Source organism: Bradyrhizobium sp. Pha-3 (assembly GCF_042258615.1).
In the GTDB taxonomy this organism is placed as follows: domain Bacteria; phylum Pseudomonadota; class Alphaproteobacteria; order Rhizobiales; family Xanthobacteraceae; genus Bradyrhizobium.
In genome coordinates, this window is the sequence record NZ_CP170152.1 from 19,565 (window position 1) to 35,798 (window position 16,234).

Consider the following 16,234-nt stretch of genomic DNA (forward strand, 5'->3'; position numbering starts at 1 on the left):
ACAAGCGCCGGGGAGAGACGCCATGGATACGACAACGATGCTGCGCGCGTTCTGCGCCGCGGTCGAACAGCGCGACGGCAAGGCGTTCGCAAGCCTCTTCACCGAGGACGGCGTCTACCACGACGTGTTCTATGGCGCGTTCGAGGGGCGCGCCAAAATCGCCGAGATGATCGACGACTGGTTCTACCGGACCGCGACCGATTTCCGCTGGGTGATGCACGATCCCGTCAGCGACGGCGCGACGCTCTACGCGCGCTACACGTTCAGCTACCGCTCGACCTTGCCGGAAGCCAAGGGCGCGCGTGCGATGTTCGAGGGCGTCGCGATCATGCGGCTGCGCGACGGCAAGATCACGGAGTACCACGAGGTCGCCAACACCGCGCCGGCCTTCGTCGACCTGAACTTCGCGCCGGAGCGGATCGCCAAGATCGTCGACAAGCAAGGCGCCGCGCTGCGGGCGCGGCCGGAGATGAAGCGGCATTTGGCCGAGTAGTTCGCCGTCATTGCGAGGAGCTCGGGACAAAATTGCAAAGCATTTTGCGCTGAAGCGACGAAGCAATCCATGCCACCGCATGCGCGGGCAAATGGATTGCTTCGCTTCGCTCGCAATGACGGTTGTGAGGACCTACGGCGGCGGTGGATTGCTCATCGGCTTGCGCTGGGCGAGCGCCACCACGGTCGACGTGCCGATCGGGCCCTGCTCGTCATAGAGCCAGCATTCGCCGATCGCGATGCCGTCGGTGGCGTGATGGTTGACGACCTCGAAACCGATCCAGTTGCTCACCGGCAAACGGTGCAGATAGATCGTGACGTCGCTGTTGATGTAGCCGAGGCCCTGGTCGCCGGCATTGGCGAACGGGCTGGCGAAATCCGCACCCGTCGCGACATGGACGAACGGCGTCATCTTGACGCCCGCGACGAGCTCGCGGACTTCGCTCATCCAAAGCCTGCGCTCGCCGAGCGAGCCCATGTGACCGATGATCGGCCGCGTCTCCCATTTGCCGTTCATGCCGAGCCTCGGATCGGCCGGCTTCGGAATGTCTGCGGGCGCCGGCACCTTCCAGGTCGGCGGGGACCACACATTGCCGGGCGCATTTTCCGTCCTGCGCAACAACTGGCAGGAGGCGCGCGCCATGCTGGTGCCGCCGGAGACAAACTCGGCCTCGATCACCTTGATGCGGAGCCCATCGCGCACGAGCTTCGTCGTCACCTCGACCGGCGTCGTGATGTTGGGCAGCCGGAACATGTCGACCGTGAGCCGTGCCGGGACGAAATCGCCGGAGCCGTGGCGCTCCTCGATGACGAAGCCGAGCAGGCCGATTACGACGCGGCCGTGCATCGATTCCGGGCTCCACGGCCCATTCGCAACTGACGTCGGCATGAAGCCGTCGCCGTGTCTGGTGAAGAAAGGCTGGTTTGTCATGGCTCGCGACCATGACGGGAACGGCGCAATGAAATCAAGAGCCGGCTGCCGTGCGCCATTCCTGCTGAACCGTGACGTCGGGCTCGCCGCCGGCGCGTGACGCCAGCGCCGCGAACGCTTCGCAGGCGATCAGCTGCGACAGCGCCCACACCGCGGCGCCGCGCACCAGCGGGCTTGCATCGTCGAGCAGGCGCCGCGCCTCGCCGGCGAGGTTTGGATCGCCGGAATTGCCGATCGCGATCAGCACATTGCGGATGAAGCGGTCGCGGCCGATGCGCTTGACCGGCGATTTCGTGAACAGCGCGCGAAAGCCGGCATCGTCGAGCCGCACGAGATCGGCGAGTGCGGGGGCGCGCAACGCGTCGCGCGCCGCAAGCTTCTGCTCGCGGCCCGCCATCGCGAACTTGTTCCACGGACACACCGCGAGGCAATCGTCGCAGCCATAGATGCGGTTGCCGATGGCCTTGCGGAATTCGTGCGGGATCGGCCCCTTGTTCTCGATCGTCAAATACGAGATGCAGCGCCGCGCATCGAGCTTGTAGGGGGCCGGAAACGCCGCGGTCGGACAGATGTCCTGGCAGGCGCGGCAGCTGCCGCAATGATCCGCTTCGCCCTCGTCGCGCGGCAGCTCGGTCGCGGAGTAGATCGCGCCGAGAAACAGCCACGAGCCGAATTCGCGCGACACCAGATTGGTGTGCTTGCCCTGCCAGCCGATGCCGGCGGCTTGCGCCAGCGGCTTCTCCATCACAGCGGCGGTGTCGACGAACACTTTCACCTCGTCGCCGGTCATTGCAGCGAGCCAGCGTGCCAGAGTCTTCAGCCGTTTCTTGATCACGTCGTGATAGTCGTCGCCCTGCGCATAGGCCGAGATCGCGCCATGCGACCGGCGCGCGAGAATATCCAGCGGATTATCGTCGGGCCCGTAATTGACGCCGAGCATGATGATCGAGCGCACGCCACCCCACAGCACGCGCGGGTCGGTGCGCCGCTCCGGATTGGCCGCGAGCCAGTCCATCTCGCCATGGCCGCCGGAGCCGAGGAATTCCAAAAAATATTGTCCGGCCTCGCGCGTCGCATCAGGATCGGTGAAACCGACGGCATCGAAGCCGAGTGCGCGCGCCTCGCGGCCAAGCGCGGCCTTGAGATCGGACGGGGAGAGCCTGGCCGCCTGGTTCAGAAGTCGAGGTCCACATAGGTGCGCGACGCCGGCACCCCCGCCAGCCACTCGCTGAGCAGCGGGCGGAACGACGGGCGGGATTTCACCCGCGCGTACCACGCCTTTGCCGCGTCGTCCTCGCCCCATGGCACATCGCCCAGATAGTCGATCGCCGAAAGATGCGCCGCGGCGGCGAGATCCGCGTAGGTGAGGCGGTCGCCGGCGAGATAGTTCCGCGTTTTCGCCAGCCAGCCGATATAGCTCAGATGATAGCGCACATTGACCTTGGCGGCGCGCATGATGTCGGGGGCGGGCGGGCCGCCGCCATTGTCCTCGCTCATGAAGCGCTTGTAGATCCGCTCGGTCACCAGCGGGTTGGAGGCTTCCTCGAAGAATTTCTCGTTGAACCACGCCATCAGCCGGCGCACCTCGACGCGCTCGGCCGTCGAGGTCGGCAGCAGCCGACGCTCGCCGGCCTCGAGGCCATGCGTCTCGTCGACATATTCGGCGATGATGGGCGCACTCGGGATCGGCGGAAAGCCCTCGGCGATCAGGACCGGCGTGGTTGCCGCCGGATTGAGCGCCAGGAACGCCTCGCGCCGCTCCCAGACCCGTTCCTCCACCAGGCGCAGATCGAGGCCATACTCGCCGAGCACGAGGCGAATGAAGCGCGAATGCGGACAGAACGGATGGTGATACAGCGTATACATGAAGCCCTTGGTAGTTTCGCGGCGCTTAAGAAACCATCAACCTGTGTGACCTGACCTGTGAATTGGCCAGACCAGTTCCGCTCGTCTCTATGTCGCGTCGGCACGCAAACCGGTAGCCACCCCCGCAGATGGTGCGGGTCACAAAAACGCTATAGCCCAGCAAATCGGCCGGGTAACCCATTGTTTGACGATTCTTTGCGATTGCGGCCTATGTGCGAATAAGCGAGAAGAATTCGGTTTTCCACACAGGGCAGATCAGATCATGATGACGGATATGCTGCGGGCGGTGATTCTCGGCATCGTCGAGGGCGTCACGGAGTTCCTGCCAGTCTCTTCGACGGGCCACCTGCTGCTTGCAGAACGCTTCTTCAATCTCGGCGAAGGCAATTTCTGGAAGAGTTTTGCGATCCTGATTCAGCTCGGTGCGATCCTCGCGATCCTCGTGCTCTACTTCACCAGATTGTGGCGCGTCGCGCTCGGCATGTTCTCCAATCCCGACGACCGTCGCTTCGTGATCGGCGTGCTGGTGGCGTTCCTGCCCGCCGTCGTGATCGGCCTGATTGCCGGCAAATACATCAAGGAATTCCTGTTCAATCCGTGGGTGGTCTGCTTCACGCTGATCGTCGGCGGCGCCGTCCTGCTTTGGGTCGATCAGCTCGATCTCAAAGTGTACGAGGACGACGCGACCCGGTTCCCGCTGCTGATGTATTTCTGGATCGGCGTCGCGCAGTGCCTGGCGATGATCCCCGGCGTGTCGCGCTCCGGCGCCAGCATCGTGGCTGCGATGCTGCTCGGCGCCGACAAGCGCTCGGCGGCGGAGTTCTCGTTCTTCCTCGCGATCCCGACCATGGTCGGTGCGTTCGCCTATGATTTCTACAAGAACCGCGCCGACTTCACCTCGGACAATCTCAGCGTGATCGCGGTCGGCTTCGTGGTGTCGTTCATCACGGCGATGATCGTGGTGCGGGCATTCCTCAACTTCGTCACCCGCCGCGGCTTCACCTTCTTTGCCTGGTGGCGCGTGATCGTCGGCACACTCGGCCTGATCGCGCTGGCGATGGGAAAATAAGGCCACAGACGCCGTCCCTCACCGTCATCCTGAGGAGCCGCGGAGCGGCGTCTCGAAGGATGCACGGCCCAGCTCTCGGCCGATTCATCCTTCGAGGCTCGCTGCGCTCGCACCTCAGGATGACGGGGATAGAGTTGCGTTGCACGGGCGTTGCGGCCCGCACCGCTAGCTGGACGCTTCGCTTCGCCGGGACGACAAGTGGAGAGAGCCTACGCGCTCTTCTTCTGGAACTGCCCGGTCGCGCGGAAGCGCCAGAGATATTGCGGGGCGATCGCTTCCATCGAATCGGGCGTAATGCCGAGGCCCGCGAAGGTCAGGCCGGCGGCCTTGGCGGCGTCGGACACCACATTGTCCGAGCGCAGCATCGCGACCTGGTCCGGGGTCAGCGTGAACGGCCCCGGCGCGAATTGCAGGACATGCGACTGCAGCTTGGCGAGGCCGAACGGCAGCGGCGCCAGCATGCGGTCGCGCTGGGTGATCTGGAGGATAATCTGCATCACCTCGCGCATGGTCAGCACTTCCGGGCCGCCGAGCTCGTACGTTGCGCCGCCCTTCGCCTTGCCGTCGACCGCATCGGCCACGGCGTCCGCGACGTCGGCGACATAGGCCGGCTGCAGCCTGTTGACCCCGCCGCCGACCAGCGGCAGCACCGGCGACATCCGCGCCAGTGCCGCAAAGCGGTTGGTGAACTGATCCTCGGGCCCGAACATCAGCGACGGCCGCATGATGGTGGCCTGTGGCAGGGCGGCCTGCACTGCCGTCTCGCCTTCCGCCTTGGCGCGGTAGTAGCCCGACAGCGAATCCGCGTCCGCGCCGATCGCCGAGACGTGGACCATCCGGGCGCCATTCGCGGCTGCCGCCTTGGCGATGGTCTCCGCGCCCTTCACCTGCACGGCGTCAAAGCTCTGCCCGCCGCCCTCGGCCAGGATGCCGACCAGGTTGATGGCGATATGCGAATCACGCATCGCCGCCTCGACCGAGGCCGGGTAGCGTACATTGGCTTGAACCGCATGAATCTGCCCGACGCGGCCGAGCGGCTGCAGGTGGCCGGCCAGTTCAGGCCGCCGCACCGCGACTCGCACGCGATAATCGCGCTTGCAGAGCGCCCGGACCACGTTCCGTCCCAGAAATCCGGATCCGCCGAATACCGTGACGAGCGTTTCCAGGTTCGATGCCATGAGGTCCATTCCTGCCGGATTCGAGAGCGATTGGGCGTATTTACAGCCTCTCGCGATACGCCATCAGCCCAATCCTGTACAGGCTATTTGAATTTCCAATCGCGAATTTGACAAGCGCGTAACCGATCCTTACTAAACCGCTCCACATGCCCAGGTGGCGGAATTGGTAGACGCGCTGGCTTCAGGTGCCAGTGGCTTAACGGCCGTGAAGGTTCGAGTCCTTTCCTGGGCACCACCCCCTTTTTAAGCGATTGAAATCGCTCAGTATCCGGTGGCGCGGCGAGGCCGTAGCCCGCGGAGGGTGGGGCGCGCAATGGTGGACTACGCCCTCGACATCTGCCTAAGCGCTCTGCGTTGCCTCGAAGGTCGTTCCTACTTCAGCGAGGCCGGTGGGAATACACCGTGATCAGCCCGAACCCGCCCTATCTGGAACAGCAAATCCGCGCCGACATTGTCGTATCCAGCGCGGCATAGTCGCATCCCCTCAAATTCGTGGGGAAAAGGTCCGCGATGGGCACCTCTTCCAGAGCGCACAGTGCGTCGGGAAACTCGTCAAGGATTGCCAGAAACCGTTGCGTGCACCATCGTGCACCTTGAACTGGCTCGTCGCGGACGAGCAGAAACTGCCGTTCAAATTGGACCATTCAGCGGGGTAGGGATGATCTGGCTAAACACGCACTCGGATCCGCTCCTGAATCCTTTGATAGAGAGGAATTTCGGCGTGCGCCCTCAACTCGATGGCAAGCGCGAATCGCTGATCATCCGATGACCAGCCGCTTTCACTCCGGACAACGAGGAAATAGCTGTCACCGTACCGCTGAGAGTTGGTGGTCATAGCGAACGTCGCGCACTGAAGAGTGCCTCGCTCTCGACGTTGTGCGCCAGGTTTCAAATCGCATTTGAAGGTGTCACGAATACGGACCGCTTTACCTTCGTCGGCTTCCCACTTGCGAAATGCATCGAACACATCATTTGCATTCGCGCCTCTTATGAGATGAAAGCCCATCTTAAGTCCGGCGTAGTCTAACCGTGTGTGTTTCACGGGAGGGTCAAAACTCAGCGCGACTCGAATTTGTCGCGCTCCTTTAGTCTGAAACACGTCGGGTATGGGTACTTCGTATACCGCGAATTTGTCTGCGACGAGAGCATCTTCCGCAAACAGTATCACTCGATTGTCTTCGGATTCGAGCGCTCGGGCCACGTCAGGCAAGCCATAGCCCAAGAGGTTGAAGATTGCGTCGTCACTTCCTAAACAATCGACGGCAGAGTCCGGATGTTCAGCGCTCAGAGCGAGCAGCGCTCTCACAAGATTTGCCGATGAGTCGGGAAAATTTTCGAACAGCATTGCAGCCTTGTAGGAAACGAGTGGAGCAGAGAAAGAAGTTCCGGAATGATATTTTAGCAATTGTTGCAAATATTCATTATGGGTCGAAAGAATACCTACGTTAGCACGTGTGGAGCCACTTTGAAGTCGCTGAGTAGGCCCATCGAATATTGCCGTTCCGCCAAAATCAACAAGGTCCGGCTTTAGAACTTTATTGGCGCCTGGGCCGGCCCGCGTAAATGGCGATGGCTGAAACGTTTGGGCAATGGAGCGAACGCCTACGTTTTCCGCGTCAACTGTCGAAAGGCCATTCGAGTGGGCGATTGACCCAATAGTCAGAACATTTACCGCGCTCGACGGTTCAAGAATGCGATTTGCGTCGCTGAGGAGAAATCTCGGATAAGCCGCAACGATACCGTCGCCAAGCGACGCGAGATAACTAGGAGACGCGTTACCAGCCGACACGACAATCAGAATGTCCAATTCGCGTGCGAGAGTATCCAAAGTGGATGCCCAAGCACTGGGCTTCGCACCTACGGGACGTTTGATGTCACCCAGGGATATGTTGATTACTCGACAGCCGAATTCATCATGCAACCTACGAATGGAGTTTTCCATTTGAGTTGGAACGAGTTCCTCGTCGTCGAAACGTCCTGCTGCGTTCACCACCCGTACACTAGCTACGCGAAATTTGGCTTGAAACGGCGTCTCCGACAATCGCTGTCGGATGTCCCCGTAAATTGCAATGCCGGAGACCGGCGTGCCGTGACCCTTTTCGTCGTTGTCGCCTAAACTTGCGGGCTCGCCGAACGACGCCGCTAATGATTCGACAATCAATGGGTGGGCGGAAGTAAGGCCGCTATCGATCACGCCAATGGTCAATGCCCCGTCCTCGGCCGCGACTACCTCTGGGAAATCGCTAAGCTCAATGTCGCTCGCGGGAAGCTCTGGCCAGTCCGGTGTTGGGGGACGATCGATTGCTGCGATCTCGGGCAACTCCAAAAGCGCACGGATGCAGTCACCTGAGCCTCGCACGCGCATAAGAAGCGCGGACTTACCACGATAGGAGCTAACTAAGGCCCCTTCCATCCGCTCGAGGACCGTGGTCACGCGGTGAATAAACAGATCGGCACTGAAATCGGAAACGGGCCAAAGCTCAGCATCATAAGACTCGACCGCATCTGGAATACGATCCGGAGTTTCATAACCCTCCGCCCTTAAAACAGGGCCGATTCTATCAGTTGCGTTGATTGGCCGAATGGCCTCGATCGCTTCAATTAGTGCCGCATAGGGCTGGCTTTTTTGATTTTCCGGCTTATCGCCGTTGTAGGCGGTTACTCTCTCCTGGAAAGCAGTCAGCTCTACATCGTCGGCAAAAAGGATCAGGGTCTGCCCGGGGTCGTTAGCCAATACCGTGAGACCAACTTTGGTCCATTCGTCTTCGCTTATATTTCCAGATGTCTCGACCTTCAAAATGAGGGCCGGGTCAATGTCGCCAATCTTTGGCTTGGTCCTATGCTCTCTAAGGACCTCTTGAACCTCCGACTGTATTTTCGTCCCATGGCTCCGGGGCTCTCGTCCTGAAGGTTGACCGAAGCCAGGTCGCTTTCGGCGATCTAATTCGCCTTCAACACGCTGTAGTGGTAAGTGCTGATACGTTGCCATATTGCTTCTGCGAAAAAAACTTGCGGAATATTAATGTTGGTGAAGTCGAGCCCTAAGATCTTTGCGCCGAAGCTCTTCTCGGATTGCTAAATCGAATTCAAGTTCAAGAAGCGACTTCGACCTCTTCAAGATCGATCGCTTTATCGCGTTGTCGCAAATCCTCTCGACGTCGGCGAACGACATGCCTCTCAATCGCACTGCTTTCTCTGCGATAGAGAACGGTGCCGGAAAGTTCTTCAGTTTGATTTCGCAGAGGCGTCGAATCTCTCGCTGAGACGGCAAGTCAAAGACGACCACCTCATCGAAGCGTCGCCAGATCGCGGCGTCCAAGCTCTCTTCAAGATTCGTTGCCGCAATAAGAAATCCCTTGCCCTTAAAGCGATCAATGAGCATGAGCAGGCTATTGACCACTCGTCGCAATTCATTGTGCTCTGAGCCATCTGCTCTAGCGCGTGCCAGCGCATCGAATTCATCCAAGAACAAGATACATGATTGTTCGGATGCGGTTTCGAACACCTTTCGGATGTTGGTAGCTGTCTCCCCCAAGAAGGAAGAGATGATCGCGTCAAGTCGAGCCACTACCAGGGGTAATCCAAGCTCATGAGCAAAGACTTCTGCGGTAAGCGTCTTGCCGCACCCCGGCGGACCACAAAAGAGTAGCTTTGAGCGAGCGGTCAAACCGTGGCGACGCAGGAGGTCAGCACCGCGAAACTCCTCCATCAGGCCAACAAATGTTTTTATGTTGTGAGGCGAGAGCACCAGCTGCTCATGCGTTCGCCTTGGAATAACAACTTCCACCAAATTGGAAAAGGTGTCGCTCTTGGCCAATTTAAGTGGGATCAGCGGGAGACCAGGCTCGATTGCTGTAATTGGCTTGCGCCGAGGAGACCTCATAGGGAGCCCGCAAAGTGTCCATTGTAGGAGTGATGCCGGAAGCGAGATCGAACGACTAGCGGTGCCTGGAAGCGGGTCATCAGTCTAGGGAGCAATTTCGCTAGTTTTGCCAGATTAGCCCAACCAAAGCCGACTCAGAGATTAAGCCACGACAGATTGCCCCGCACTGAAGAACCTTGGTTATCCCAAAGATGAAGATCACCAGAGGGCAATGCTGTGTAACATTCTTTGGACGCACCAGAAATAGTGTCGCAAATTCAAAGTGAAAGTGGGCAAACCACGCGATTCTTCTCTGGGTGACAATCTGGTTCCAAGCGGTTGAATTCGCTCAACATCCGTCGAGCGGGTCAGGCGGAGAAGTGATCCCCGCTGGGGCGGAAGCGGACGACACCTTTCGCTCTACCCATCCAACGTCCAAAAATCACACAAGCGAGATCGTCAGCCCGTTTGACCAATTGGTCGGCGCCAGCCGGAGCTGGCGGCATGCTCAAGCATAGCGGCCGGTGGCAGCCCGGTAAGCGTACAGCTCATGGCTGCGCCGGCATTGGATCGCCGACGGAAAGGTTCGCAGTACGCGCGGCAATCTCACGGTTCGGTTCTAGCCGCACCTGCCCTCACACCACCCGCCGCCCCGCCCGCCGCGCGATCGGCCGCTGCACAAAGTACATCGCGATCATCGAGATCATCGAGCTCGCTATGACGACGTAGCCGATCCGGTCGAAATGCAGCAGCGAGCCGTCCGGATTCTCGGCGACGATCGCGGCGGCAGCCACCGAGCCCAAGCCGCCTGACAATTGCTGCACCGACGCGCTGATGGCGCTGAACGATCCGCGCTGGCTGGCGTCGGGGATCGCCGACATCAGCGCCTGCGAGGGGATCATGCGCGAGAAGATGCCGACGAACATCAGCACATTGACGATGATCGCGGTCAGCAGCGAGACGTGACCGAGATGGGTGTAGATCAGCACCATGATCGCCGACACCACGCAGCCGAAGATGAAGGTCGGATATTTGCCGAACGTGTCGCTGGCGCGGCCGACCAGCGGGCCCATCAGGATGCTGAACAGGCCGGAGACCAGATAGATCGTCGGCAGATGGACGATGTCGATGCCGAGATTGTGCACGGTGAAGGCGCTGCCGAACGGCATCAGCATGAAGCCGCCGGTCGCCAGCAGCGTCGTCACCAGGAAGGCCAGCGTGTAGCGCGGCTGCGCGACGGTTGCGATCAAATGCTGGAACGGGTTGTTGTCGTGCTGCAGCTTGAGATGCCCGTCGACCGGCTCCATCACCAGCGCGATGGTGGCGATTGCCGCAATCGACAGGCCGACGATGGCGACGAAGCAGACGTGCCAGTTCCAGTGATTGGCCAGGAAAAGTCCGGCCGGCACGCCGAGCACCTGGCTCGCGGCGAATGCGGTCTGGATGAAGCCCATCACCCGGCCGCGCAGATGCAGCGGAAACAGATCGGTGACGATGGCGAGCACGACAGAGCCGATCACGCCGCCGAACAGACCGGTGACGATGCGGCCGAGCAGCAGCACGTGGAAATTCTGCGCCAGTGCGCATAGCACGGTGCCGAGCGTGAAGCCGACATAGAAGAACAGCAAGAGCCGCTTGCGGTCGAAGCGATCGGCAAAGCCGGCGGCGAGGATGCCGGAAATGCCGGCCGCGAAGGCGTAGGCCGAGACCGCGACGCCGAATTGCCCGGCCGTGATGTTGAGCGACGGCATCAGGATGGCGCCGAGCGGCGACATGATGATGAAGTCGAGGATCAGGGTGAACTGCGTGAACGCTAGCAGCGCGATCAGGAAGGCTTGGTAACGCGAAAAGCCGCGTTCCTGCGGTTCGTCGATCGGCGCGGCGATGGTCTGTTCCGACATGAGGCTCGTTTCACTGAAGGGTAAGTGCGGGCTGGCAACAAATAGGGAGCGCTTGGTCCGATTTCACGGGGCTGCACATCACAAGTTCCCCCGGAATCGGTCCGGTCAGCGGCCAATCGCGCCAGCGAATCTGCGCCCGAGCGGCTTCGCGAGAAGTGAGGCGCGCACCGGGTTGTGGCCAGGGAGGCGTGCAACGCGGGCACTCTGTACATCACCGACGTGGAAGCGTATGCACGCAAAGGATGTGAATCGAAGCAATGCAGCTGAAGGTTCCGTCTGTGGCGATCCGGCAACAGATCGTCACAAATCGTTTCAAGCTCGAACGGAGCAGATCAGCGGACGCTGAGAGCGGGGCGGGGGGAGCAGGGTGCGCGAGGCCGGGGGTCGGGTTCGTGCCGAGGTTGGAGTAAGGGCATGGTTTCATCGCGGCTCGCGGCGATCCTGTCGTGCACTTTGGGTGGCGGTTGTCTTCTGTCCGTGTCGCAGGCGTTCGCTGCCTGCGACAGTCTCGCGCCGGTGAGCGGTCAGACGGTGACCTGCTCGACCGCGGCGCCGAATCCCTCGCCCGCAGGCGTGCAGGCCGCAGCCGGCAGTTCGAACGTCACCGTGAACGTGCTGCAGGGCGCCGGCATCACGCCTGGCGCCGGTGCGACCGCGATCGGCCTTGTCTCCCGCAGTACCGCCACCAACAACGGCACGCTGACCATCAGCGGCGGCGGCACTGGAATCTTCGGCGGCGGCAACGGCAACGTTTTCACCAACGGCACGTCCGGCCTGATCACGACCACGGGTGCCGGCAGCAATGCGATGGCCGCCAGCAGCAGCGGCAACACGCTGATCAACAACGGCACGATCACGACGCAGAACGGCACTTCGCGCGGCCTTGCCATCATCGGCCTGACGCAGAACGGCAGCAACACGCTGATCAATACCGGGACGATCACCACCCAGGGACCGCAATCGTATGGCCTGTACGTCCAGACCGGCGACAACAACACATTCATGAACAGCGGAACGATCACGACCTCCGGCGCGCAGGCTCGCGCGATCTACTCCGCCGGACAGTTCGCCACCATCACCAATACCGGCACCCTGCTGACGACCGGCAGCTCGCTGGCCGGGGTGGCGAACAACACCGTCTATATGCAGGGCAACGCCAATGTGCTGACCAACAGCGGCACCATCGAAGCGCGCGGCGTCGGTTCCGATGCCGTGTTCTCCAACACCGCGGGATCATCTTTCACGGCGACGATCCAGAACCTCGCCGGCGGCAAGATCATCAGCCAGTCAGGGCCCGCAATCCGCACGCTCAACGGCGCCACCACCATCGTCAATGCCGGCCTGATCGCCGGCAACAGCGGCACGGCGCTCGCGGGTGGCACGGGCAACGTGACCTTCATCCTGCAAACCGGCTCGCAGATCGTCGGTCTTGCCGATGGCGGAGGCGGTAACAACCAGGTGCGGCTGCAAGGCAGCGGCACGGCCGACAACGCGTTCGCGCGTTTCCAGACGCTGACGATGGAAGGCAATGACTGGACCTGGGCCGGCACCGGCACCTTCGCCAACACCTTCATCAACAGCGGTTCGTTGACGCTGCAGACCTCGCTGACCGGAAATGTGTCGATTGCGGCGGGCACCAGCCTGCTGGCGGGCAACGGTGCCAACCCGTCGATCACGTCGTTTCCGGGTGGGCCGCCGGTCACCGTCACCAACGCCGGCGTGATCAATCTCACCAATGGCGGCGCCACCGCAGCGAACAGCCTGACGATCGCGGGCAACTATGTCGGCACTGGCGGCGGCCTTTATCTGCGCAGCGTGCTCGGTGGCGACGGTTCGCCGTCCGATCGGCTCGTCATCTCCGGCGGCACTGCGTCGGGCTCGACCGCGGTGACGGTCACCAATGCCGGCGGCGCGGGCGCGCTGACCACCTCTGATGGCATCATGGTGGTGCAGGCCGTCAACGGCGGCAGCACTGCAGCAGGCGCATTCGGCCTCTCCAACGCCGTCGTGGCCGGCGCGCACGAATATCTGCTGTTTCGCGGCGGCGTCTCCGCGGGCAGCGCCGACAATTGGTATCTGCGCTCGCAGCTGTTGCCCGGCACATCGTCGCCGGCGCCACCGGCTGCACCCGCACCAACGCCGCCCGCATCGCCCAATGTGGTGCCGCCGCCCGCGATGCTGCCCGCCGAGGACCTGTCGTCGTTGACGCCGCCGCCGGCAGGTGCCGCGCCGGTCGAGCTCTACCGCGAGGAAGTCGCGGTCTATTCGGCGTTGCCGCAGGTCGCGCAGAAGCTCGGGCTCGCGACGCTCGGCACCTTCCATCAGCGCCAGGGCGATCAGGCCATACTGACCAGTGGCGGTGAACAGCCGGCGGCATGGGCGCGTGCATACGGCTCGCACAGCGCGCAGAGCTGGGCCGGCACGGTCAGCCCCTCCTTCGATGGCACCATGGCCGGCGTGCAGGTCGGCGTCGACATCCTGCGCTTTGAGTCCGCGCCCGGCCATCATGATCGCGCGGGCTTCTTCTATGCGTATGGCTGGGCCAGCGGCACCATCAACGGCTTCGCACTCGGCATGAACAACGTCCGGACCGGCACGCTCTCGATCGACAGCCAGAATGTCGGCGGCTACTGGACCCATATCGGCCCCTCAGGCTGGTACGTCGACGCCGTGCTGATGGGCAGCTTCTACGGTGCAAGTCCGCAGTCGGATCGTCAGGTCGGCGCGCTTGTGTCGGGCACCGGCGTCGCCGCGTCGCTGGAAACCGGCGTGCCGATCCCGGTGAACCGCTATCTCGCGATCGAGCCGCAGGCGCAACTGATCTGGCAGCGCCAGTCGTTCGACAGCTTCAACGACATCTTCTCCAGCGTCGCGCCCGGCAGCGCCGATACGTTGACCGGCCGGCTCGGCGTGCGCGTTCCCGCGACCTTCGTTGTCGGGACCGCCGAACTGCGTCCGTATCTCGAGGCCAATCTCTGGCACACGGCCGCGAACGACCGCAGCATCGCCTTCGCGACGACCGACTTGATCGGCGTGCAAAGCCGCGGCACCGCGGTCGAGATCGGCGCCGGCGTTACCGCGCAGCTCAACCGGACGATCAGCGCCTATGCGAGCGCGGGCTACACGACCTCGGTGGACAGCACCCGTCGCGACGACATCACCGGCCGGTTCGGGCTGCGCGTCAGCTGGCAATAATGGCGCGCTTGCGTGGGCGCTGTGGACTGCCCAAGCCATTGTCTCCGCTGCACAATGGCGCTAAACCCTCAGCCATCTGTGCGTGCACAATGTTGGTTCGCGTTGCCGGCGCTCCGCCCTTGAAGGGCTTTGACGCCGAGACGCAACAAGGCTTGATGCACGCTCGCCTGTCGGGGAATTGAACGAGGTTTTTGACAGCATGACCATCCGCCTGCATCGCGGCGACCTGCCTGATCTGTCCCGCTACACCGATTCCGTTGCGATCGACACCGAGACCATGGGACTGCATCCGCATCGTGACCGGCTCTGCGTGGTGCAGATGTCGAACGGCGACGGCACCGCCGACGTGATCCAGATTCCGAAGGGACACACCGATGCGCCGAACCTGAAGGCGCTGCTCGCAAATCCTGCGATCACCAAGATCTTCCATTTCGCCCGGTTCGACGTCGCGGTGCTCTACAACACTTTCGGCGTGATGCCGGCACCGGTCTATTGCACCAAGATCGCCTCACGTCTGTCGCGCACTTACACCGATCGCCATGGCCTGAAGGATCTGGTGCGCGAGGTGCTGAACGTCGAATTGTCGAAGCAGCAGCAGTCGAGCGACTGGGGCGCGCAAAGCCTGAGCGAAGCCCAGCTCGCCTATGCCGCTTCCGACGTGCTGCATTTGCATGCGCTGCGCGACAAGCTGAATGTCATGCTCGCGCGCGAGGGGCGCACCGATCTCGCCCAGGCCTGCTTCGATTTCCTGCCGACCCGCGCCAGGCTCGATCTCGACGGCTGGGAGGCCGAGGACATTTTCGCCCATTCCTGATTTGGCCCGTTCATGATGGGCGCCGGATTCGTCGCAGCAAGGCCGGTTCCGCCCCGTTTCGGCCAAACTGTTCACGCGTGGTCCGCCTTGAAGTCGGCTTGGGGGGGGGGCGCGACGCGAGGTCCGGGCTGCATATTGGGGCGGCTCCGGCTAGAATAGGGGCAAATTCGCGCCTCTGGAGCTCAGGTGAATTCGGTTCAGAATCCAGCCCAGAATCCCGGCTATGTCACGGGCCTCGAGGCGCGCTTTGCCGCCGCCGCTCGGCACAGCCGCATGGTGCGGATCCTGCGCATCGCGGTGCCTGCGGTGGTCGGGCTGTCGATGGCCTCGATCATCTTCGTCTCGGTCTACAATCCATTCCGCGAGCTGATCCCCAAGCTGCCGGTCGAGATGGACAACCTCGTCGTGTCAGGCACCAAGATCACGATGGAATCGCCGCATATCGCCGGCTTCTCGGCCGACGGGCGGCCGTATGAGATGTGGGCCAAGGCTGCGATCCAGGACGTCACCGACCCTGATCATGTCGAGCTGAAGACGATCCGCGCCAAGGTGGCGCAGCAGGATCAGTCGACGGTGACGATGGATGCGCGCACCGGCTTCTTCGACAACAAGAAGCAACTGCTCGACCTGCGCCAGGATATCTTTCTGCAGTCGTCCACCGGCTATGAGGCCAAGCTGACGCAGGCCCTCGTCGACATCAACAAGGGCAACGTGTCGTCGGACGAGCATGTCGACGTCAAGCTGCTCCAAGGCACGCTGACCGCCGACCGCCTCAGGATCTACAACAGCGGCGAGCTTGTGCGGTTCGAAGGCAATGTCGTGATGAATCTGGACAAGCTCGGCGACAACAATCCGAGCCCGCCGGCCGAGCCCGCCCCACCTCCGCCGCCACCGAAGCCGCGCAAATCCGCCAACCCGAAATGAAT

At 62.0% G+C, this 16,234-nt stretch carries 12 protein-coding genes and 1 tRNA gene; 6 read left to right on the forward strand and 7 right to left on the reverse strand.

The window, feature by feature from the left end; translation table 11 throughout:
- The first annotated feature begins 22 nt into the window (after positions 1-22).
- Positions 23-493 carry a nuclear transport factor 2 family protein gene (locus tag ACE10Z_RS00095; protein ID WP_375786144.1) on the forward strand — a complete coding sequence of 157 codons (471 nt, stop codon included), beginning with the start codon at positions 23-25 and terminating at the stop codon, positions 491-493.
- Between the two features lie 132 nt (positions 494-625).
- Here the strand turns inward: ACE10Z_RS00095 and ACE10Z_RS00100 are convergent, their stop codons facing one another.
- From ACE10Z_RS00100 to ACE10Z_RS00110, 3 genes are read right to left on the reverse strand one after another with little or no spacing between them, the layout of a single operon-like run.
- Positions 626-1,423 (reverse strand): acyl-CoA thioesterase domain-containing protein, encoded by a 798-nt coding sequence (locus tag ACE10Z_RS00100; RefSeq protein ID WP_375786145.1) that lies wholly within the window; start codon positions 1,421-1,423, stop codon positions 626-628.
- 34 nt (positions 1,424-1,457) lie between these two features.
- Positions 1,458-2,648 carry a tRNA epoxyqueuosine(34) reductase QueG gene (gene queG, locus ACE10Z_RS00105; protein WP_375786146.1) on the reverse strand — a complete coding sequence of 397 codons (1,191 nt, stop codon included), beginning with the start codon at positions 2,646-2,648 and terminating at the stop codon, positions 1,458-1,460.
- The gene (locus tag ACE10Z_RS00110) at positions 2,597-3,289 is read right to left on the reverse strand and encodes a glutathione S-transferase family protein (protein ID WP_375786147.1); all 693 of its coding nucleotides are present in this window, start codon (positions 3,287-3,289) and stop codon (positions 2,597-2,599) included. Before ACE10Z_RS00110 ends, queG begins: the two co-directional genes overlap by 52 nt.
- A gap of 262 nt (positions 3,290-3,551) precedes the next feature.
- Here ACE10Z_RS00110 and ACE10Z_RS00115 point away from each other — a divergent pair, with 262 nt between their 5' ends.
- Positions 3,552-4,358, forward strand: a complete 807-nt coding sequence (locus ACE10Z_RS00115; protein WP_375786148.1) for an undecaprenyl-diphosphate phosphatase — start codon at positions 3,552-3,554, stop codon at positions 4,356-4,358.
- Positions 4,359-4,567: 209 nt separating this feature from the next.
- On the opposite strand, the gene ACE10Z_RS00120 is transcribed toward ACE10Z_RS00115, so the two are convergent.
- Positions 4,568-5,536, reverse strand: a complete 969-nt coding sequence (locus ACE10Z_RS00120) for a complex I NDUFA9 subunit family protein (RefSeq protein ID WP_375786149.1) — start codon at positions 5,534-5,536, stop codon at positions 4,568-4,570.
- Positions 5,537-5,684: 148 nt separating this feature from the next.
- Between ACE10Z_RS00120 and ACE10Z_RS00125 the strand changes: the two genes are divergently transcribed.
- Positions 5,685-5,771, forward strand: a tRNA-Leu gene (locus tag ACE10Z_RS00125).
- Between the two features lie 432 nt (positions 5,772-6,203).
- Here the strand turns inward: ACE10Z_RS00125 and ACE10Z_RS00130 are convergent.
- The 3 genes from ACE10Z_RS00130 to ACE10Z_RS00140 all read right to left on the reverse strand — a co-directional run bounded on the left by ACE10Z_RS00130 (position 6,204) and on the right by ACE10Z_RS00140 (position 11,299).
- Positions 6,204-8,333 carry a S8 family peptidase gene (locus ACE10Z_RS00130; RefSeq protein ID WP_375786150.1) on the reverse strand — a complete coding sequence of 710 codons (2,130 nt, stop codon included), beginning with the start codon at positions 8,331-8,333 and terminating at the stop codon, positions 6,204-6,206.
- Between the two features lie 222 nt (positions 8,334-8,555).
- Entirely contained in the window at positions 8,556-9,353 is a 798-nt protein-coding gene (locus tag ACE10Z_RS00135; RefSeq protein WP_375786151.1) for an AAA family ATPase, read from the reverse strand.
- 680 nt (positions 9,354-10,033) lie between these two features.
- Complete coding sequence (locus ACE10Z_RS00140; protein WP_375786152.1) at positions 10,034-11,299, reverse strand: MFS transporter; 1,266 nt, start codon at positions 11,297-11,299, stop codon at positions 10,034-10,036.
- Positions 11,300-11,713: 414 nt separating this feature from the next.
- Between ACE10Z_RS00140 and ACE10Z_RS00145 the strand changes: the two genes are divergently transcribed.
- From ACE10Z_RS00145 to lptC, 3 genes are all read left to right on the forward strand, one after another.
- Positions 11,714-14,494, forward strand: a complete 2,781-nt coding sequence (locus ACE10Z_RS00145; protein ID WP_375786153.1) for an autotransporter outer membrane beta-barrel domain-containing protein — start codon at positions 11,714-11,716, stop codon at positions 14,492-14,494.
- A gap of 199 nt (positions 14,495-14,693) precedes the next feature.
- Complete coding sequence (locus tag ACE10Z_RS00150; protein WP_207834225.1) at positions 14,694-15,308, forward strand: ribonuclease D; 615 nt, start codon at positions 14,694-14,696, stop codon at positions 15,306-15,308.
- Between the two features lie 186 nt (positions 15,309-15,494).
- Positions 15,495-16,232 carry an LPS export ABC transporter periplasmic protein LptC gene (gene lptC / locus ACE10Z_RS00155; RefSeq protein ID WP_375786154.1) on the forward strand — a complete coding sequence of 246 codons (738 nt, stop codon included), beginning with the start codon at positions 15,495-15,497 and terminating at the stop codon, positions 16,230-16,232.
- The last annotated feature ends 2 nt before the right edge of the window (positions 16,233-16,234 follow it).